The organism is Myxococcus sp. AM011 (assembly GCF_013372595.1).
GTDB lineage: Bacteria > Myxococcota > Myxococcia > Myxococcales > Myxococcaceae > Myxococcus > Myxococcus eversor.
Genome location: NZ_JABXEM010000054.1, coordinates 20967 through 41021 on the forward strand (window position 1 = coordinate 20967; position 20055 = coordinate 41021).

Here is a 20055-nt window from a genome sequence, read left to right on the forward strand (position 1 = left end):
AGACGGCGCGGGTCAGTAGTCGCCCTCGCCGCCGCCGTCGCCGTTCGTCTGGAGCTCCTTGAGGGCGGCGTCCAGGTTGGTGGGCCAGCCCTTGCGCGTGGGCTTCGGGTCCTGCGAGGGGACGTAGACCTCCGCCTGTCCGTCGCCGAGGATGTTCACCCACGCGAGCACGCGCGTGGTGCCTGGCGTGGCCAGGGGGATGCGCACCATGCGGCGGACCTCGTTGGGCGTACCCTCGAAGAGCGCGAGGTTGAGCGTGGCCAGGGTGTGGGCCTTGTCGCCGCTGGGCCAGTAGTTGGTCGCCACCAGGTACACGCCCTTGGGCGGCGCGCGGTGGATGTAGAGGTACGGGCCGTACGCGGGCTGGTCGAAGTCACCGCCCTGCGAGTTGAGGAAGAAGGTGCCGCCGGACGGGCTGGAGGTGTCCGCCCAGTACACGTGGGCCATGGAGCCGATGACGAGCTGGCCGTCCTTCTCGCTGGTGTCGGTGGGCTCGTAGACGTGCAGGTCGGTGTACACGCCATCGGTGTCGCTGGTGAGGATGACCTTGAACGGGACGGGCGGCACCTGCGCGTAGCTGGTGGCCTGGGTGCGCGCGGTGCCGGCCTGGTTGGTGGCCATCACCGTGACGACATTCTTCCCGCTGGCCGCGGGGAACTTGCGGCTGAAGCGCCCGTTGAAGGTGCGCATCAGGTAGCGGTCGCCGTTGAGGGACACGACGATGGGGTCGATGGTGGTGTCGCTGACGGTGCCCTCGATGAGCAGCATCCGGTCCACCGTCCAGCCGCCGGAAGGGGCGCTGAGGCGCACGGTGGGCAGCGTCTTGCCCTTGCCGATGGGCACGCCCTGCTGGCGCGGGTTGGCTGCGGGCGGCGTCTGCGACAGGAGCAGGGCGAGGATGACGGGAAGCATCGCGCGTCCTTAAGGGAAAGGGGTCCGACAGAGGCGTCGGTGATGGGCACACTGCGCCCGCTCCGCCTTCCATTTCAAGTCGCCTGCCAATCGTCAATAGGGCGGAACCTCGCGGAATCACGGCCATGCGCGTTTCGCGGCGCGGGCGCCCGGACACGTTGGTGGGCAAGCACGAGGCCCTTCTGCCGCACCAGGAGTCCCGGCAGACTCACGCGCCACGACAGGGGGAGCGGCGAACATGATTCAAGGGATTGATCACATCCAGCTCGCGATGCCCCGAGGCGAGGAGGCCCGGGGCCGTGCTTTCTATGGCGAGCTGCTCGGGCTGCGAGAGATTCCCAAACCCCCAGAACTCGCGAAGCGAGGCGGGCTCTGGTTCGAGCTGCCGGACGGGCGAGGGCTGCACCTTGGCGTGGAGGAGCCGTTCCTGCCGGCGAAGAAGGCGCACCCGGCCTTCCGGGTGACGACGTTGGATGCGCTGGTCTCACTGTTTCTCGAAGCGAAGCATCCGGTGAGGTGGAGCTTCGAGGTTCCGGAGGTGCGGCGGTTCCACGGTGAGGACCCGTTCGGGAACCGGCTGGAGTTCCAGGAGCAGCCGAGCGAGCACAAGCTGACGGAGGACGAGGTGCTCGAAGTGCTGTACGCGCTGGAGCGGGGCGAGGTGACGATTTCGACGCGGCAGCTCCAGCTCGTGGAGGACTCTGGCGGTGGCGACACGCCGATTCTCTGCTCCAACGGGTGGTGCTTCGTCATCTTCAACGACTCTTGCGAGTGGGACTACATCTCGCGCGTCACCGCGCCGGATGGACGCTGGCTGACGTACGCGGATATCGCCGGTGGACCGGGCGAGCCCGTGCCCATGCCTCGGCTCGAGGACTACCGGCCTCCGCCGGATATCTCGCTCGATGTGTGGGGATTGCCGTCGTGAGGGCTCGCGTCGCACTTCGGTCCGTGGTGAGCCCACTCGGTAGAGTCCGATGAGACGATTGCTCATTCCATGGCTTCTGCTCGTCACGGGCTGTCCGCGAGCCACGCCCTCTCGCCCCATCGATGTGGACCCATCACTTCGCTTTCCGGAGTTCTTCGCCCAGACAGCACACAGGATGGCCGGCTCGGGCGTCCCCGTCGAACTGGATGGAGCGGTGCTCAAGGCCCTGATGGTCGCGGCCAATGACCTCCTGCCCTCGAGAACCCAGCCTGGGCATTGCTGGGAGCGACAAGATGCTCGCCTCTATCGTTTCATCCGAGAGGGCGACATCGTCTTCGTCCGGATGGACGTGGACCCTGCGGCCTGTGACGGCAAGGTCCTTCCATTGGACTCGGGCGCGGCCTACGCCATCCATGTAGATGGTCGAATCCTTCGTCGCATCTTCGATGGAGAGCCGGGCTCAGGGCTGAACCTCGAGCCCTCGGACGCGGGCACACTCGAAGACGCGGGATCGTTGACGGTTGACGTGCCTGTCGGCTCGACCTGGGGCGCGCCTTCCGACACGACGCCGGCAAGTTGGCTCGATGGCGGCGCCCTCGACGCCGGAACTTCGCGCTGAGACTTTACCTCACCGTCTTTCTCCGAGGCTCCGAGGGAGCGCGCCCGCGTCCACGAACGCCATCGCGCTGCTCTCGCTGCACGGATGCGCCGGGACTGGATTCCCTCGCGGAGTCGAGTCGCCATTCACCGGGAGGGGTGGGTGTCAGGGGCCGCGTGCTGTAACCTGCCCGACCCAGACACACCACCCCGCGGTCTCACCGAGCCCTCGATGCCAACCCTGATTCCCGCTCCCATGCGCGTGACAGCCGTGGGCAACAAACCGAAGCTCATCCATGAGTTCGTCGGCCGGGCCACCACCAAGACCTCCGACGTCAGCGTCGCCCACATGAACAGCCCGGGCGGCTGGGAGGAGCCGGGCCAGAAGCCCGAGTTCAAGGAGATCACCCTCGTCCTCGCCGGCGTCCTGCGCGTCGAGCACAAGGGCGGGTTTCTCGACGTGCGCGGCGGACAGGCCGTCATCTGCGAGCCCGGCGAGTGGGTCCGCTACAGCACCCCCGAGCCCGAGGGCGCCGAGTACGTCGCCATCTGCCTCCCCGCCTTCTCCCCCGGCACCGTCCACCGCGACGCCTGACGCACCCCTTCAGCGCGCGTTCACCATCGTCACGAAGAATTCGCGCAGCGCGCGGAACAGCCGCTGCGTCACCCGCTCGTACCAGGCCTGGTCCTCGTCGGACTCGAAGAACTCGTCGTTCCACGAGCCCATGCCTCCAAAGACATCCGCCACCGAGCAGGCCAACAGGCCCCGCAGCCGCTCCTCCGACGAGGGGAACACCTGGAACAGCGTCACGAGCGAGAAGCGACGCTCGAACGCATCCCACGCCCGCTCGCTCAACCCCGCGCCCTTCAGCGCCTCGCGCACGGCCGCCAGTCGCGCCGGCGAAGCGTCGCGGAGCTGGAAGCCGGTGTTCTCCAGGACAAGGCGCGCCAGCCCGAAGGCCTCCGCGAACGGCGAGCCCTTGCGATTGGCGAACTCCTCCGCGTCCTTCAGGCTCGACAGCAGCTCCGCCCGCGTGTCCGTCGTCGCGCGCGGCGACAGGAGCGGCGAGCGCGCCACCTTCAACGCGTTGAACAGATACATCTGGTAGCGCGAGTCATTGGGCACCAGCCGCAGCCGCTCGCGCTCCGGAATCAGTCCCGGGTCCTTCGCGCGCTCCTCCTTCGTGTGGCCCTGCGCCCGCACGCGCTCGCGCAGCGGCTCCGGGATGAGGAGCTCCGCGCCGTGCGCCTTGCAGCACATCTGCAGCTCCTCCATCAGGTTGCCGGCGGGAACCCCTTGCACCGCCGCGGGCTCCCCCGTCGCGAGCAGCTCCCGCAGCGATGGGGCCGTGTATGGCGTCGCGTCCGGCGCGATGAACCGGTTGAGGTTCTCCGCCGAGCGCGCCCAGACCTCCTCCGCGAAGGGCTGCGCCTCCACCAGCGACACGAAGTCCCGTCCGAAGTCGTCGCCCGACAGGTACACCCGCTCGTCCGACGGCACGAACTCCGCCAGTCGCTCCGGCGGCAGCAGGCCGCGCTCGAAGTCGTCCGGGTCCAGCGTCTGGAAGAAGGGGCGGAAGTCCTCGGACACCACCATCGCTCCCCCCGTGCGCAGCACAGTGGACTGGAGCTCCTTGAGCAGGTCTCCACCGAGCAGGTCGAACAGCGAGGCCCCCTCGCGCGAGCACAGGTAGTCCGCCACCTGGGACGGCGACACGGCGGGACGCTGGTTCAACGTATTGGAGTCCGTGATGACACGTGAGAGTGCCTCCAGCACGCGCTCCGCGTTCGGCTGCGCCCTGGCGAAGTCCACGAACTGCCGGGGGGCGATGAGCGAGGAGCTGCTGAAGACGACCTCCAGCCGGTACAGGTTGTTGCCCTGCTTCGTGCGCACGTCCAACACCAGGGCCTCCGAGTTGACGAAGGCCGCGGCCACATGGTCCGGCAGCTCGCCGGGCCCCAGGCCGCCCAGGTCCATGGCGCGGACGCTCACCAGCTCCTCTTCGTCCAGCACCTCGCGCCAGGCCTCCAGCGGCAGCTCGCGCCCTTCCCGCGTGCGCGCGCCCACCGAGTACGTCCCTGGCACCTCCAAGAGGCGCAGCGTCCACCCCGACCCCAGCTCCGTCTCCAGCCGCGTCAGGACGTCCAGCCACCGCTCGCGCTCCACGCGCAGCAACGAGACGGTCAACGCCAGCACCAGGTCATCCAGCTTCATGCACGTCCTCTCACCGGGCCCTGGGCCCCCCGCGCGCGTGTCCCTCCGGTCGCGCGCGCCGTCCGCCCGACAGGGTTATCCCATGCGCAACGCCCGATGGGCGCGCCTCTTCCTGCAATTGTCCATCGCCCTCACCTCCGCCCACGCCCTGCGGGCTGACGCGCTCGTCCAACGCGGGGTGGCAATGGACTGGCGACCAACCCTAACGACGCCGCGTCAGCCGCGTCTCCACCGCGCGGTCCTCTTGTCCCTCGGGGGAGATGTTGAAGGACTCGAGCACCACGGTGTCCGCGTCTGGCTGGTGAATCACCGTGCGCCAGCCCCACTTCTGCTTCTGCGTGACACCCTGCTCGTCGCACATGCTCGCCGTGTAGCTCCCGAGCATGGACACGCGTCCGTCGTCCCGCGGCGCGCCGGTGGAGACCATCATGTTCGCGCTCATGTGGAAGCTGTCCACCCAGGCCGCGGTGTAGAGCCCCTCCGTGCCGTCGAAGCCGACGATGAGCTGGCCCGCGTGCGGCTTGCCCATCGCGGTGGAGTGGTAGTCGATGCGCACGAAGCGCCCGCCAAGCAGCGACTCGATGTTCGCATGGGTGCGCGACTCCTCGGGCGCCCCAGACGGGTCGAACCACGTGCGCGTCGGCCCCTCCCAGGCTCCCACCCACCGGGTCAACACCGCATGCTCCGCGCCCGGGTCGAAGTCCGCCGTGGGCGCGTTCGTCGCATTCCAGTCCTGGCTCATGCCCACTTCGTAGCTCCGAGCCTCATTGTCGTCACCACAAAGCCTCGTGACGCATGCCATCATCCGCGCCCCACGGGAGACCACCACCTGAGCACACTCGCCACGACCCCCTCCGAGCTGATTGCCGGGCTGCTTGAACAGTTCGCCGCCGAAGGCATCTCCGTTCCCAGGCCACCGCCCCTCCCCACCTCGGCCGAGGACGCCGCGGCGGCCCTGTTCTCCATCGCCGCGCAGACGCGCACCCTCGTCTTCTCCGTGTGGGCCGACGAGGACGGAGACGTGCTCACGGCCGGAGCCTCGTTCTTCATCGTCCGCGCCGATGGGCCCGAGCACCCGGGCATGCTCGGACAGGACAGGCTGCCGGTACGTCAGCCCTTCGCGCCCGCGCTGCATGCGTCACTGAGTCAGGCCATCCACGCCCTGTCCCGACGAGGCCACGACGCCGAGCGTCCCGCGCGTGGCACCGTCGCGCATCCGCCCGACGCCAGCGACCCGGACGTCCTCTTCTGGGTGACGTTCCAGGACGGGCCCCTGGCCCCCAGCGTCACCGCATACGCGAGAGACCGTCAGCTCCGCGCCGCGCAGCCGGACTTCGCGTCGCTGAACCTGGGCGCGAGCGAGGCCGCGTTCCTCACCGAGCGCTTCCTGCGGCTCGACACGCTGTTCCAGGGACGGCCGGTGGTGTTCTCGGGCGCGCGCGGCACCGGGCGCACCACGTCGCTCCACGCGGCGATGGCGGCGCTCCCGGACTTCACCAACGTCCTCGCCGCGCTGGAGCACCCGCGCGCCGTGGATGCGCGGCTCGGCGTGGTGCGGGTGAATGACACCACGCCGCTCGCGCAGGTGGTCCGCTCGTTCCTGCGCCAGGACCCGGATGTGATTCTGGCGGACGAGCCTCGCGGCGCGCAGGACCTCCAGTTGCTCATCAACTCCGCGCTCACCGGCCACGGCACCGTCTTCGTCCTCGAGGCGCAGAGCCCCGAGGCCGTCCTCGCGAAGCTCCACGAAGCCCTGCCCGAGGTCCCCATCACTCCGCTCATCGTCCACCATGCGCTCGACGCGGCCACCGGCAAGCAGGCTCGCACCCTGTACACCGTCACCCGGGATGACTCGGGACAGAGCCACGTCAGTGCGTGGACACCACACCCCGCGGCGGAGGGCTGAAGCCCCACGCGCCTCGGCGTGACGCGGGCGCGTCTCGCGCGAACGCGGGCCCTTCCTCCTGGCGTCGAGACCCGTCCGCCTCGGGTCCCTGGTACATGCCTTGCTTCGCGGAGTGGGACACCGGGAGTCACACCTCGCGCGCGCATCACCGAGGTGTGCCTGCCCCTCCGAGGCTGCCGCGGCATGCTCAACGAGCTGTTCTGGGACTTCCAGAGCCAGGAGGATTGGACGAAGCGGGCGCTGTACTTCCAGCCCGACGCGGGGACGACGGACGCGGTGCAGGTGAAGCTCCTGTTCTGGCCGGGTCCTCGCAGTCAGGGCGCCAAACCCCTGAAGAAAGACCCCATCCCCACCCCGCTCTTCGTGGGCTACTCGAACACCTCTGGGTCGACGACCTTCAGCATCCCCAAGGTCTCCGTGCAGACGCTCGCCCCGCACCCCTTTGGCGGGCGCTATGACAACCAGCACGGTTGCTTCGTCATGAACTGTGACTGCCGCCAGTTCGACCCCACCTTCGGCAATGCGATGCAGTGCAAGAACTGCGGCCACCCTCACGGGTCCTGAAGTGAGGTCCGGTGGACACGTTCCTCATGGAACGCTCATGAATCCGGCGGGAAATCAGCACCATCACCCGGCGCTCCGGGGCAGGTCCCCTTCACCGCGACGAAGACAGGCACTACCCCAGTGTCAGGTGGATGGGGCCTCTCGCTAGACTGCGGTTCCAAGCGAGAGGAAAGGGGGTCTGGACATGCCGGACGAAAGTCCGAAGGACGGCCACGCCGAGGCGCCGCTTTTCGCCTCCGTCGCCCACGCGCGCTCACGCGGCGCCGCGCACACGACGCGCATCTTCTGGGTCGCCCCCCTCGCGGTGGCCATCCACGTGCTCGTCCTCGTGGGCCTGGACGCCATCTGGCACGGCTCCACCCACGCTCCCCGGCTCGCCACGAAGGACGACGACGTGCTCGTCCTGCGCCTGCTCGCCGCGCCTCCGCCGCCACCTCCCGCCCCCGCGGCCAGCGCGCCGTCCGTGCCGCATCGGGCCTCCGCGCGGCGCGCCCGCCCCTTCCCGAAGCCTGGCCCATCCAGGGCCTTCAGCCGGCCCTCGGAGGAGCCTCGTCCACTCCCGACTCCCGAGGCATCACCTCCGACGGAAACAGCCGCTCCGGACTCCATCATCGAGGCCCACGCGACGGCCTCTTCAGGCGGTGTCTCCGGGGGCGTGGCCGGAGGAGTCATCGGCGGCGTGGTGAACAGCGTCCTCGCCGCGAGCAGCGCGGGGCTGCTCCCCGTCGCCCAGCCGCCGCCCTCCCACGAGGAGCGCACCGCCTGGGAAGAGGAGTACTTCGAGGTGATGTTCAGGGACCGCTTCGAGAACGTGCGCTACCCGCACCAGGCCGCCATGGCCGGAATCGAAGGGCGCTTCTCGCTGCGCATCACCGTCGGAGCCCGGGGCCAGTTGCTGGAGCTGTCCGTCGTGGGCTCCTGTCCTCACTACGTCCTGTGCGACGCGGCCCAGGCGGCGGTGCGCGCGGCGGCCCCCTTCCCGCCTCCGCCCGCCGCGCTCGGCCCGCGTGTCACGGTGGAGCTGCCCTTCAACTACCACCTGCGCTGACGCGGGAGCTGGTCGCTGACTCCAGCGTCCGACACGCCCGCCAGCGCGACAGGTTCCACTCCGGCCAGGACGCGCCCTCGCACGCATTCCCCAGGTCGATGTGGCCCAGGCCCACCGAGTCCGTGAGCTGCCCCGAGGCGAACCCCCGCGCCAGCTCCGGAATGGCATCCGCGGAGAGCGAGTACAGGTAGTCATCATCCACGTGCGGCACCTCGGCCACCCGCGCGATGTTGTGGCGGACGATGAGCGCGTCGGGGTTGATGACATTCACCGCCAGCACCGCGCCCAGAGCCGCGACGAAAGCCCCCACGGCGAAGCGCTCCGGCCGCCACCACAGCGTCACCCCGCGCCACGCGAGCACCCCACCCAGAGCGAACATGAAGACGTGGGTGAAGACGCGCAGCCGCGTGTAGCCGAACGCCTCCTCGTAGAGCGCCATGCGCTTCACCGCCGAGGCGACGATGACCAGCGTCAGCGCCACCATGAGCGAGGCCCCCGCATGGAAGACAGCCCTCGCCAGCGGTGACTCGCGACGGGTCCACCGCGCCAGCGCCATGACCAGCCCCAGCGTCAGCATGGAGACGACCATCAGCTCGAAGAAGCCCCGGCGCGCGTACGTCGCATACGAGTACCCGGGCGCCGGAGACGACGCGTCACCGATGAAGAGGTACGCCACCTGGAAGCCCGCGAAGGCGAGGAACAGCGCGTCCACCGCGAGGATGAGCGTCAGCGCCTCGGTGAGCCCCAGCCTCGGCGACGCGGACGCCACTTCCTCCTCTCCCGCCTCGCGCCCCTTGCGCCGGCGCAGGGCGTGGCCCAGCACGCTCGCGGCCACGGCCGCCGAGAAGCCGACGCCCACCGCCCGGGCCACCGACGTGCCCAGCAGCGCGCCCAGGTCCACGTCCCACACCCGCTGCACGGCCGACGCGAACACCACGTCCGCGGACGACAGCAACAAGGCGAACACCGCCAGCACCGGCAGCGCGAGGAGCAACCCCCGCACGAAGGGGAGGAGGCTGGGCGCGTGCCGCTTCGCCGCGCTCAGGTCCACCGAGTCGCGCACCAGCGCGGGCGGATGGAGCATGCCGCGAAAGGCACTGCCCAGCACCACCCGGGGATAGCCCCACAGCCCCAGCCGCTGCACGCGGCCCGCGCCCCAGAAGTGCGCCAGCAGGAGCAGCAGCGTCCCCGCCGTCAGCACGTTGAGCACCGTGAGCCACGGGCTGTCGCGCACCGCCACGAAGCCCGACACCGCCAGCAGCGGCAAGAGCAGCCACGCATTGGGCCGCGCGCGCTGCCAGCCCTCGCGTCCGCCCAGGCCCACGAGCATCGCCACCAGCGCCAGCACCATCAACGGAAAGGACACGCCCCACAGGGCCCTGTCCAACAGCACCTCCGCCAGCACCCCCAGCGCCAGGGCGGCCCCCAGCGTGAGGCGCGGCGCGCGCGACTGGGGCAGCCATGGCGTGGCCAGCGGAAGGGACGGCGGCGTGGCCAGCGGCAGGGACGGCGGCGCGGTCGGCGCGGCCATGACGGGCGTGGACGGAAAAGTCGAAGACATGACGGCGCACCTCGGACGGACGTCGGCTCGAAACGTCCGCAGGATGCGCCGGGGGCCGGGGGCCGTACGGCCGGAGCGGGCGAGCGGTCGGCTCTCCACCCCAGCCGGCTCCCCTGCCCGGCTGACCGGCCGGTGCTTCAGCCGGCGCGCATCCAGCCCTCGCGCTCCAGCAGGCCCGCCACTCGCGCGGCCACCTCGTCGCGGATGCGGTGCACCAGCACCTCCGACTTGCCCTTCGGGTCGTCCAGCGGCCAGTCCTCACGCTGGAGCCCCGTGACGTGAGGACACGCCTCGCCACAGCCCAGGGTGATGAGCCAGTGGGCGTCCCGCGCCAGCTCCTCCGTGAGCTGCTGGGGCCGGGCGTCCTTCAAATCCAGGCCCGCGTCACGCATCGCCTCGAGGACCTCCGGATGCACGCTCTCGCCGGGCTGCGTCCCCGCGGAGATGGCGCGCGCCTTCTCCGGGTCCGCCAGCACGTTGAAGAACGCCGCCGCCATTTGCGAGCGGCCAGCGTTGCGCACGCAGGCGAAGATGACCTTGTTCATCGGTACCACTCCTCCAGTTCCTTCGGCTCGTCGCGCCCCTCCCCACGCGACAGTCACGGGCTTCCCCTCACGGGCCGCCCCGCGCGGACGCTGACACATCCCGTGAAGGGAAGCTCGCAAAGAGAGCGAAAAGCCCCCTGCCTGCCCGTATGGGTTGGTCAGCCCACATCCCCCTGCCCGGGGGTGTCTGGCCCACCCCATTCCTGACGCGACGCGTGCGGGAAACTCCCCCCGTCCGCGAGGAGGATGCCTAAGTTCAGCCGACGAACATGCATGCGATTCCCACATGGCTCTGGGGGGTCTTCTGGGCGGCGGTGCTGACGCTGCTCGTGGTGGACCTGCTGTCGCACCGGGGGCACCACGGCGAGTCCCGCCGGGCCGCCTGGATTTGGAGCGGTGTGTGGGTTGCCGCGGGCCTGAGCTTCGGCGGGCTGGTGTGGGCGGTGCTCGGGGGGCACGCGGCCCAGGAGTACGTGGCGGCGTGGCTGATTGAGAAGAGCCTCAGCCTGGACAACGCCTTCGTCTTCCTCGTCATCTTCCAGAGCCTGTCGGTGCCCCTGCGAGCGCAGCACCAGGTGCTCTTCTTCGGCATCTTCGGAGCGCTCGTCTTCCGCGCGCTCTTCATCTTCGTGGGGGCCGCCGCGCTGGAGCGCTGGGGCTGGGTGTCCTACGTCTTCGGCGCCATCCTGCTCGTCACCGCGCTGCGCGTGGCGCGCGAGGACCCGGCGAAGCAGAAGGACAACGGGGCGGTGCGCTGGCTGTCCAAGCACCTGCCGGTGACGCAGGAAGTGCATGAGAAGAAGTTCATCGTCCGGCGCGCGGACGGCCACCGCGTGGCCACGCCGCTCCTCCTGGCGCTCATGGGCCTGGAGCTGACGGACATCCTCTTCGCGGTGGACTCGGTGCCGGCCGCCTTCTCCGTGACGAAGGACACCTTCATCCTCTACAGCTCCAACGCCTTCGCGATTCTGGGGCTGCGGGCGCTGTACCTGGTGCTGGCCGGCACGCTGGGCCAGCTGCGCTACCTGCACTACGGACTGGCGGGGGTGCTCGGCTTCGCGGGCCTGAAGATGGTGGTGGAGCCCTGGCTCCACGTCCCGCCCCTGCCGTCGGTGGCCATCATCGCCACGCTGGTGGGCGTCTCCGTCGTCGCGAGCATCAAGGCCCGGCGTCGGGACGCCCGGGAACACCCCGGTCCGACCGCTTCCGACGGGAAGGGGCCGGAGCCGGAAGTCCCCACGCGACGCTAGTCCGCGAGCTCTCCGTCCGCGCCGGCGCCCGCGCCGCTCAGCTCGTCGGTGGCGCCGCCGAGCACGAAGCCGTCGAAGGCCGGGTTGGCCATGACCTTGACGCGCTCCTCGTGCTTCTTGAGCAGCACCATGTTGGCGGCGGTGGCCTGCTTCGACGCCTCGGACGCGGGCGGGTCACCCGCGCCGTCCTCGATTTCGGACATGGCGCCAATCTGCTCCTGGAGCTCGGCCTGGGACGCCTCGAGGTCCGCGCGCTCCTCGGCGGACAGCTTGTCGTTCCCCAGCTTTGCTTCCACCACCTTGAGCTGCTTCTCCATGGCCTCCAGGGCCTTGGCGCTCATGCCCTTCATCGCCTCCGTGCCCTGCGCCACCATCGACGCGTAGACGGTGCCGGTGATGGTCTGGAACTCGTTGGGCGACATGCCGTGCTGCTTCAGGCTGGCGATGTACGCGGTGCGCACGTCCGCCATCATCGACATCATGAGGTTGGCGGCCTCCATCGCGGAGTCGAAGGACGGGTTCGCGTTCTCGTTCTTCGTGTCGTGCTTCTCCTGGAACGCCGTCGACTTCTCCTCGTAGGTCTTGAAGACGGGCAGCGCGGACTCGCGCACGGAGAGATAGGTCAGCAGGCGCTCTTCCTTCAGGGGCAGCACTTCACCGTCGGCCGGAGCCGTGAAGGGGTGGCTCTTGTTCAGCTTCGCCAGCTCCTCCTGCTGCACCTGCATCTGCTTGACGGCCTCGAGGCTGCCGCCCGCCTTCTTCGCGAACCACATGCCGCCGACGACCACCGTGGCGATGACGCCGAGGATGATGACGCCACAACCGATACCGAGCCCGATGAGGACCTTCTTCATGCACCCCTCCGAGGGATTTGAGCCTGAACCCCCCGTGCTAGCCGGGTGCGCCCCCGGGAGCAAGTGGCCGATGCCTGCCAGGTCGCTCCTGGACATCTTCTTCACGAGCGGCTCGCGGGGGGCGGGCCCTCGAGGTCACGAATTCATGGGCGGTGGGGAAGAGAGCACGCGGGGCAGCCGCACCATGAAGAGGGTGCCTCCCTCCTCCGACGAGCGCACGCGCAGTCGGCCGCCGTGCGCGTCCACGATGTGTTTGACGATGAAGAGGCCCAGGCCCAGGCCGCCCCGTCCGTCCTTCGCCTCCGGGCGCTCGGCGCGCTTCATGGGCTCGAACAGGCGCGGGAGCAGCTCTGGGGGAATCGGCATCCCCATGTTGTGGACACAGAGCATCACCGCGCCGCGCGCGCCATGCGTGCGCACCAGCACCGGGCAGTGGATGGGGCTGTAGCTGAGGGCGTTGTTCACCAGGTTGGTGATGACCTGGGCCAGCCGGTCCGGGTCCCACAGGCCCGCGCCGTCCCCGCCGGACTCCAGCTCCAGGATGCGCTCGGGGTGGGCCAGCCGCACCTCGTCCAACACCTGCCGCGTCAGCTCGTGCAAATCCAACGGCCGGGGCTGCATGGGGATTCCACCGCCCAGTCGAGCCTGGGTGAAGTCCAGCACGTCGCGCAGCATGCGCGTGGCGCGCTCGGCGCTGGAGAGGATGCGGTCGATGACCTTGCGCTGCCGCTCATCCAGGGTGTCCCGCCGCAGCAGGGTGGTGGACGCCATGGTGATGGCGGAGAGGGGGTTGCGCAAATCATGTCCGACGATGCCGATGAGCAACTGCTCGAACTCCGCGCGACGCCGGGCCTCCTCCTCGGCGACCCTCCGCTCGGTGACGTCATGCATGGCGCCCACCATTCGCAGGGCCCGGCCCTCGGCGTCCCGGACCACCTGTCCCCGGTCCTCGACGATGGCCCACGAGCCGTCCCCCCGTTGGAAGCGGTACTCGTCACGCCAGTGGTCCACGCCCTCCTCGATGACCTGCTGCATCTTCCCGGCGACGCGCCCCCGGTCCTCTGGATGGATGGACCGGGTCCACCAGTCGATGCCCATCTCCAGCCCCTCCGTGCTCAGGAGGAACTGCCGCGCGGCCAGCTCGCTCCACTGGATGTCGCCGGTGGCCAGGTCCCAGTCGTAGATGACGTCGCGCGTGGCCAGCGTGGCCAGCCGGTAGCGCGTCTCCGACTGGCGCAGCACCTCCTCGGCGCGGCGGCGCTCGGTGATGTCCAGGGACACGCCCGACACGCCCACCACGCGCCCGTCCGGGCCCAGCTCCGGGGAGACGTAGGCCATGAACCAGGAGCCCCCCATCTCCAGCTCCAGGGAGAAGGTCTCTCCCTCCTGCGCGCGGCGCGCGGCGTCCAGCAGCTCCGGCCGGCCCGCGTACACGTCCGAGGTGTTCCGGCCCACCACCTCGCTCGTGCTCACGCCCATGGCGGGCAGGCCCTTGCCCTCGAAGAGGGTGATGTTGCCCTCCGGGTCCGTGGCCCACAGCACCACGGGCAGCTCGGTGAGGACGCGGCGCAGGCGCTCACGGGCCTGGTCCCGCTCGCGTTGGGCGCGCCGCGTCTCCGTCACATCCGTGGAGAAGCCGCACACGGCATCCACGCTCCCTCCGGGGCCGGGCAGCGGAAACTTGAGCGACTGATAGATGTGCATGCCGTCCGCCCACTGGACGTGCTCGTCGGACTCCAGGGGCTGTCCCGTCTCGAGGACCCAGCGGTCAGCCGCTTCGAACTCGTCCGCCACCACCGCTGGGAACAGCTCGCGGTCCGTGTGGCCCACCACGTCGACGCGACTCACGTCCGCGGTGCGCTCGAAGGCGCGGTTGATGAAGAGATACCGGCCCGCTTTGTCCTTCGCGAAGATGACTGCCGGCGCGTGCTCCAGGATGTCGTGCAGCTTCGCCTCCGTGGCGCGCAGGGTCCGCTCATGCCCCTCCGCATGCCGGGCCACCGCGTCCGCGATGCTCGCGTCGATGGCGCGATTGAGCGCGCGCAGCCCCTCGAAGTCCGGCGCCCACCCCGACTCCTCCAACACCTCGACGAGCACATCCCGGAGCAGGCCGTACTCACGGACCACCGCGGCGATGTCCGCGCCAGCCCGGTTGCGCTCGGCACCATGCCCTCGTGGAGGGAGCTGGACCTCCTCCTCGGCCGAGACACCGAACAGCCGCAGCAGGTCCATCACGGAGTCCACCCACTCCAGCGAGCCCGTCGCCTGCGTGGGGAGCCGCAGCAGCCCCTCTCCGCGCCGCGTCCCCGCCCGCTCCTCCCAGCGCCGGGCGATCTCCTCGCGGCGGGAGGTCAGCAGGTCCGCCAGGGGACCGATGGGCTCGGGACAAGGGTTCACGCGAGCGCCCTCCCCACCCGGGAAAGGTGAACGTCCTCGGAAGCGCGCGACCATGGCACGCACGTCCCAGTCGGACAGCGCACGCCCACTCGGGTGCGCGCTTCCGCTGGCCCGCCCTTCGCCGGCCGCTGCTGAAAGCGGACCGGTCTGGATGATTGGCGCGTAGGCATGGCCGTCAGGAATGGAATAGGGCGCCCGGGTCGTCCAGGCTCCCCGCCCTCTCGGGCCGCCTGGGCGGCGCCTCGCCCGGGAAGCGGGCTCGAAGTGCCTCATCACGAACAGGGCACCGGCGAGCAGGCGCCCCACAGGCCCCGCCGCGCCCGTCGAGCCTGGAGCTCCAGCGCCTCCAGCTCCGCGCGCCGTGAGTCGCCGGCGGGTGGAACATGGAGCACGCAGGCAAAGCCTCGCTCCACCAGCAGCGCGCTCACGTCATGGCCATCGACGGCGACGTAGGCGAGCCGCCGACCGAAGCGGTCCTCGCACGCCTCCGCGTCCACGAGCGTCACCTGCCTGCCCTCCACGAGACTCCGGTTGAAGGCCAGGGCCTCCCGCCCGAAGCAGTCGTGACGTCCCGCCGTGCTCTCCGGAGTGTCCGCGAGCACGTAGCGGATGCGCTCCCCGCCCTCGAGAACCAACGTGTCGCCATCGATGACCTCCGCCACGCGGCCCGTGTGCGGTCCACACCCGGGCCCCGCCTCATGGCCACAGGAGGCCCCGAGCAGCCCCACCAGGACGAACGCGAGACTCAGGGCGCGCATGCGCGGTTCTCCAGTCCCGGCGTTCCCCTGTCTCCCAGCCCATAACGCGCCGACGCGGGCGCGAGGCAGAAGCTCCCTGGCGCGTCATTGCGCTGAGGGTCGCTGCTCATGGGGCTCACCTGCCAGGACACGCCGGACGTCGCGGCGCTCGTCCAAGTGATGACATCCAGCATCCGGCTGCCCAATGCGAGGCGGAGCGAGTGATTGCCCGTGGCGTTGGACAGGTTGAAGGAGAACGTGGCGAGCACCGAGGGAAGCCCGCCGTTGAGCGCCGTCTCCGCGCTGCGCGCGAGCACCCCTCGGGCCCCGGCCTTCAAGGACAGACACAGCGTCGCGTCGAGCAGCGTGTTCGCTCCGCCCTCGTTCATCAGCGTGACGCCATTGAGGTCCACTTCGCGCGTCGCGAGGACCTCCACCCATTCGCCCACGCTGTCCGCCACGGCGCTCGGGTCCGCCATGAACTCGGTGAGCACGAGCGAGCCCACCTCCGGTAACCGGACTGGACGCGGGATGCCCGTCACCCGGTCGATGCACGTGGGCACCGGGCTCCCCGCGTCTCGGGCTCCGCCGTCCGTAGCACCCGCGTCTCGAATTCCACCGTCCAGACCTCCAGCGTCACGGGTTCCTCCATCCGGGGAGCCCGCGTCGGTGCCACCACCACGCCCGGCATCCGGAGTGACTCCACCCGCGTCGCGTCCTCCTTCGGAAGCGCCACCCTCCGGCCCTCCACCCTCGCCAGACGCGCAGTCCCGGTTCGCACGCCCCGGCGTCCCCAGGTTGCCGCGCGAGCCATACGTCTCCGAGGCCCGGCACCACGCCTCCGCCGAGTCATTGCCGGACGCGTTCGCCTTCCCCACGGACACCTGGGTCGCCACGCCTTCCTCCGCGGCTCCGTGAGCAACGGCATCCACGAGCAGGTCACCGGACCGCACCTGCACGACGCCGCCCGTGTTGCGCAGGTCCACGTTGAACGTGGCCACGGGCATGGGCAGCCCACCGTTGAGCACGGCCTCCATGCGTCGGGCGAGCACCGCGTACCCTCCCGCCGGCAGCGACAGACAGTTCGGCCCCTGCACCTTCGTGCCCGTGGTGTCGGTGCCCAGCGTCAGCCCATTGAGGTCCACGGGCACGGTGGCCAGGACCTCCACCCACTCGCCCACCGTGTCGTCCCCGAGCGGATTCGCCATCAACTCCGTGATGACCAGCTCACCGGCGCGGGGCCGCTTCACGTCCCGAGGAACCTGGGAGCCCACGGGGACACAGGTCTCTTTGCTCCCATTCGGTTCGGACGCGCCTTCCGTCGGCGCACAGGGCGCATTCGCCGCGCCAGGGCTTCCCCGCGACGCCCCCGCATCCACGGAGGCCGCGCCGTCACACCACCGCGCCGGGTCATCGTTGCCAGCGGAGTCCGGGACGAGCCGCCCGTCATACCCACGGGCGGCTCCGCTCTTCGCGGGCGCGGTGAGGGGCACTTCGTCAATCACCCGCTCGCCACAACGCACGCCCAGCCGTCCCGACGTGTTGCCCAGCGCTCCCAGCGCCTCGCCATAGGACAGGTCCACATGCGCGGGCACGGGCCCTTCACGAACATCCCCCAGCACCAGGTAGTCCCCGGGTGACACCGACAGCGGCTCCGCGAAGAAGAACCCCTTCTCCTGCGAGCCATCCGAGCGCGCCGCATAGAGCGTCATCGACTCCAGGCTCACCGGCACCTGGAGGGGATTGTGAAGCTCCACGTACTCCCGCCCCGTGTCGGTGCCCTCGGGGTCATTCAGGTACTCGGTGATGACCAGGTCCCCCGGCAATACCTCCGCGCACGCGTCCTCCGCCCCTTCCTCCAACGGCACTCCACACGCGACCATCCCCAACCAACACATCCACCCCAGCCTCCATCCCCAACCCCTCACGTCGATGTCCTCCCCTCTCGATTCACTTCATTCCACGGACACGCGTCAGAAGCGCGTCTCCACTTCCAGGTGGAACAGGTGTCGCGGCGCGTCCGGCGGAGTCTTCGCCGCTCGCGCGTCCTTCAGGTCCACCACCCAGGCATACCGGCCCCGCGCCGTCGTCGAGGACAGGAGCGTCCAGCCCAGGTCCACCGTGGTGCGGACCTCCTGTCGAAGCCGGGTGCGCTCGGCGAGGTCCTCGTCCTTCCACTGCAAGCGGGCTCCCAGTCGCAACGACTCCACGGGACGCAGCTTCAGCTCCACGAGTGCCCGTCCGTCATCGCGAGCCCTCGGGCTCCCAGGCTCGACCACCCGCGCGTAACCGGACTGCGCCGCCACGGAGACGGACTCCGAGAGCTCCGAGCGGACCCGCGCGGTGACGCCCCAACGGCTCCCTCGGGAACACGCGGGCACCTCCTCCAGCTCCGCGCTGTCTTCCATGTCGGAGCAGGCGAGGGCCTGCCCCAGCCCCGCCTCACGCGCCTCCAGTTGCAGCGCGGGGCGCAGCCATGGCCAGGCCAGCCAGTCCACTCGCGCGGAGGCACGGAGCTGCGTCAGCCCCGCCGTGCCCTTCACCGCGCCATCGGCGGGCAGCGTCCAGCCATCCACCTGCGCGCGAAACCGCCAGCGCTCCACGTTCCGATACAGGTAGCGCAGCCGCGCACCCAGCTCGTTGCGAACCCGCTGACCTTCGAGCAGGTCCGGTCCCGAGGTGGCACCGCTGTAGGGATTGGCGAACCCGCGTCCGTAGTAGCGCAGCGCCAGCTCCACCTCCTGCCCCGTGCCGGAGAGCACCGTGCGCTGAAGGGCGGCCCAGCTCCCGCCGCCCCCAGGCGCCGAGTCGAAGCTGCGCGAGCCCTCGAAGAAGAGGTCCACCGCGCCCAGCCCCCAGGCGGCATCGAGTCCCACCGCGCCGAAGCCACCGCCCGTCGGGTAGCGAGCGCCAGACTGGAAGTCGAGCGTGGCGCCCTTCACCGGCCACACGGGCCTCGCGGCCCAACCCGTCACACCGATTCGCGCTCGCGGCGACAGGGTGAGCGCCGCGTTGCCACCACCGGCCCACTCGCGGAAGACACCGGGCAACGTGCGCGCCCGGAGCGGCTCCAACCGAGCGCGCGACAGGGGGACGAGCACCTCTGGAGCCTCGCAGCCCGACGCGCCCGTTCGCGACGCCCCGCACGTCGCCCGGTCCAGGACCGCGGACCGTTGGAGGGAACGGCTCTGATAGGAGCCGAAGCCCGTGAGCGACAACTCCAGGCCAGGACTCACGGTGCCTCGCACGGTGCCCGCCACGCCACGGAAGCCCTCGTCCCAGCGGAAGTCAGGGGTGACGTCCGCCTCGCGCTCGGCCTCTGAACAGGAGGCGCTCGCCAGCAGGCACTCCCGCTCCAGTGTTCCGGGAGGGCTCACGCCGTCGTCCGGGAGGAAGCCCTCTGGTGAAGGAAGCGCCGTCGTGTCCAGCGTGAGACGTTGTCCGAAGCCGAGCCGATAGGTTCCCACCAGCACGGAGGCTCGAGCGCCTGTCCATTGCGCGTGGAACTTGGGCAGCAACACCGCCGAGCCGGGCGCGTCCACCACGAGCGAGCGCGTGCGAGTGTCTCGTCGAAGTGTTCCCAACCTCCGACGGGCCCACGTCGCGAGCACGCCCACGCGAAGCCCCGCGAGCCCACCCGCCAGGACCTGCAAGGCCATGGGAGGAAGCATCGAGTCCGAGAGAGCGAAGGCCGTCAGCAGCCTCGCATCCCCCGACAGCGTCCCTGGTGCACGGCCCACCAGGAAGGGCGCGAGGCGACGCCGCTCCTCGTCCGTGAGGACCCCGGGCCAGGCACTCCGGCGCTCCAACCGGGCATCGACCTCCGCATAGGTCAGTCCGGGCAGCGCATAGAGCGCGGCCCGCGTCGCCTGCTCGGGCTCCACGCCCGCTCGCCGCAGCGACACCAGCGCGGCCCACGTCTCGGCGGAGAGCGTCCCATCCTCCAGCAGCGCGAGCAGCTCCAACTCACCGTCGACTTCGGGCTCCACCTCGTAGGGCGCGGCCCACACCGGCCACGCGCCGAGGAGCCAGCAACCCAACCACCCATGGAGACACCACACGAGGAACCGAGGCACGCGGCGCCGGCTCTGCACGCCAGAGACCACCGTTCCCTACAGGCACACCCCACCCCGACGCCGTCCGAGCCCCGGACCGGCCGTCCACGGGCCAGACGCAACCGCGTCACACCTGGACGAAGGGTGGGGCCGCCAGCAACAGCTCCTCCGTGACGGACCTCGCCGCCACCGCGCGAGCCTGGGCGGCGGCATACCTCAAGCGCGCCTCCTCGCTTCCATCCAAGGCGGCCCGCGCGCGACGCACGTCGGCCTCGGTCGACATCAGCAACGCGGAGAGGCGCAGTCGGTTCAGTTCCATCGAGGGGACTCCGGAGGGGGGCGGCCCGCTGCATCGTCAGTATGGCAGCAGCCACCGACAGCCTCCTGTTTCCCGCCAGCCCGCTCGCTCCCGGTACGGGCGCCCCACCCTCATTCCCTCACTGTGTGGGCTCCAGAACCACCGGCCAGCCAGGAGCGGAGACACAG

The 20055-nt window shown here is 70.2% G+C and carries 18 protein-coding genes; 7 read left to right on the top strand and 11 right to left on the bottom strand.

Annotated elements, in window-relative coordinates:
* Nucleotides 1-12: 12 nt before the first annotated feature.
* The gene (locus tag HUW62_RS13985) at nt 13-912 is read right to left on the bottom strand and encodes a DUF2135 domain-containing protein (RefSeq protein ID WP_176434734.1); all 900 of its coding nucleotides are present in this window, start codon (nt 910-912) and stop codon (nt 13-15) included.
* A gap of 238 nt (nt 913-1150) precedes the next feature.
* On the opposite strand from HUW62_RS13985, the gene HUW62_RS48090 reads away from it, so the two are divergent.
* From HUW62_RS48090 to HUW62_RS14000, 3 genes are all read left to right on the top strand, one after another.
* Nucleotides 1151-1840 carry a hypothetical protein gene (locus HUW62_RS48090; RefSeq protein ID WP_205522577.1) on the top strand — a complete coding sequence of 230 codons (690 nt, stop codon included), beginning with the start codon at nt 1151-1153 and terminating at the stop codon, nt 1838-1840.
* Nucleotides 1841-1889: 49 nt separating this feature from the next.
* Nucleotides 1890-2459, top strand: coding sequence for a hypothetical protein (locus HUW62_RS13995; protein WP_176434735.1), 570 nt, complete (start codon nt 1890-1892; stop codon nt 2457-2459).
* 210 nt (nt 2460-2669) lie between these two features.
* Complete coding sequence (locus HUW62_RS14000; protein ID WP_141643088.1) at nt 2670-3032, top strand: cupin; 363 nt, start codon at nt 2670-2672, stop codon at nt 3030-3032.
* A gap of 9 nt (nt 3033-3041) precedes the next feature.
* Here the strand turns inward: HUW62_RS14000 and HUW62_RS14005 are convergent, their stop codons facing one another.
* Together HUW62_RS14005 and HUW62_RS14010 are read right to left on the bottom strand one after the other, a co-directional pair.
* Complete coding sequence (locus tag HUW62_RS14005; RefSeq protein ID WP_176434736.1) at nt 3042-4652, bottom strand: hypothetical protein; 1611 nt, start codon at nt 4650-4652, stop codon at nt 3042-3044.
* A gap of 202 nt (nt 4653-4854) precedes the next feature.
* Complete coding sequence (locus HUW62_RS14010; RefSeq protein WP_176434737.1) at nt 4855-5394, bottom strand: DUF1579 domain-containing protein; 540 nt, start codon at nt 5392-5394, stop codon at nt 4855-4857.
* A 279-nt stretch (nt 5395-5673) separates the two neighbouring features.
* Between HUW62_RS14010 and HUW62_RS14015 the strand changes: the two genes are divergently transcribed.
* The 3 genes from HUW62_RS14015 (at nt 5674) to HUW62_RS48095 (ending at nt 8170) form a co-directional block, all read left to right on the top strand.
* Nucleotides 5674-6558, top strand: coding sequence for an ATPase, T2SS/T4P/T4SS family (locus tag HUW62_RS14015; protein WP_176434738.1), 885 nt, complete (start codon nt 5674-5676; stop codon nt 6556-6558).
* 183 nt (nt 6559-6741) lie between these two features.
* Complete coding sequence (locus HUW62_RS14020; RefSeq protein ID WP_176434739.1) at nt 6742-7122, top strand: hypothetical protein; 381 nt, start codon at nt 6742-6744, stop codon at nt 7120-7122.
* A gap of 184 nt (nt 7123-7306) precedes the next feature.
* A complete protein-coding gene (locus HUW62_RS48095) occupies nt 7307-8170 on the top strand; it encodes a TonB family protein (protein WP_217911310.1) in 864 nt (287 codons plus the stop codon).
* Here HUW62_RS48095 and HUW62_RS14030 read toward each other — a convergent pair.
* Together HUW62_RS14030 and HUW62_RS14035 are read right to left on the bottom strand one after the other, a co-directional pair.
* Nucleotides 8151-9731 carry a DUF4153 domain-containing protein gene (locus tag HUW62_RS14030; RefSeq protein ID WP_176434740.1) on the bottom strand — a complete coding sequence of 527 codons (1581 nt, stop codon included), beginning with the start codon at nt 9729-9731 and terminating at the stop codon, nt 8151-8153. The genes HUW62_RS48095 and HUW62_RS14030 overlap by 20 nt on opposite strands.
* Nucleotides 9732-9868: 137 nt before the next feature.
* Nucleotides 9869-10276: an arsenate reductase ArsC gene (locus HUW62_RS14035; protein ID WP_163863553.1), complete on the bottom strand. Its 408-nt coding sequence runs from the start codon at nt 10274-10276 to the stop codon at nt 9869-9871.
* Between the two features lie 269 nt (nt 10277-10545).
* Between HUW62_RS14035 and HUW62_RS14040 the strand changes: the two genes are divergently transcribed.
* Nucleotides 10546-11526, top strand: coding sequence for a TerC/Alx family metal homeostasis membrane protein (locus HUW62_RS14040; protein ID WP_163863554.1), 981 nt, complete (start codon nt 10546-10548; stop codon nt 11524-11526).
* On the opposite strand, the gene HUW62_RS14045 is transcribed toward HUW62_RS14040, so the two are convergent.
* The 6 genes from HUW62_RS14045 to HUW62_RS14070 form a co-directional block, all read right to left on the bottom strand.
* On the bottom strand, nt 11523-12380 hold the full coding sequence (locus HUW62_RS14045; protein ID WP_176434741.1) for a hypothetical protein: 858 nt from the start codon (nt 12378-12380) through the stop codon (nt 11523-11525). The two genes, HUW62_RS14040 and HUW62_RS14045, sit on opposite strands and share 4 nt — an antisense overlap.
* Nucleotides 12381-12515: 135 nt before the next feature.
* Nucleotides 12516-14777, bottom strand: coding sequence for a PAS domain S-box protein (locus tag HUW62_RS14050; protein WP_368670409.1), 2262 nt, complete (start codon nt 14775-14777; stop codon nt 12516-12518).
* A 272-nt stretch (nt 14778-15049) separates the two neighbouring features.
* The gene (locus tag HUW62_RS14055) at nt 15050-15535 is read right to left on the bottom strand and encodes a thermonuclease family protein (RefSeq protein WP_163863560.1); all 486 of its coding nucleotides are present in this window, start codon (nt 15533-15535) and stop codon (nt 15050-15052) included.
* The gene (locus HUW62_RS14060) at nt 15523-17397 is read right to left on the bottom strand and encodes a lamin tail domain-containing protein (RefSeq protein ID WP_240356177.1); all 1875 of its coding nucleotides are present in this window, start codon (nt 17395-17397) and stop codon (nt 15523-15525) included. The genes HUW62_RS14055 and HUW62_RS14060 overlap by 13 nt, the downstream gene beginning before the upstream one ends.
* A 90-nt stretch (nt 17398-17487) precedes the next feature.
* Nucleotides 17488-19590, bottom strand: a complete 2103-nt coding sequence (locus tag HUW62_RS14065) for a hypothetical protein (protein ID WP_176434743.1) — start codon at nt 19588-19590, stop codon at nt 17488-17490.
* A gap of 106 nt (nt 19591-19696) precedes the next feature.
* Entirely contained in the window at nt 19697-19888 is a 192-nt protein-coding gene (locus tag HUW62_RS14070; protein WP_163863564.1) for a hypothetical protein, read from the bottom strand.
* Nucleotides 19889-20055 lie beyond the last annotated feature (167 nt).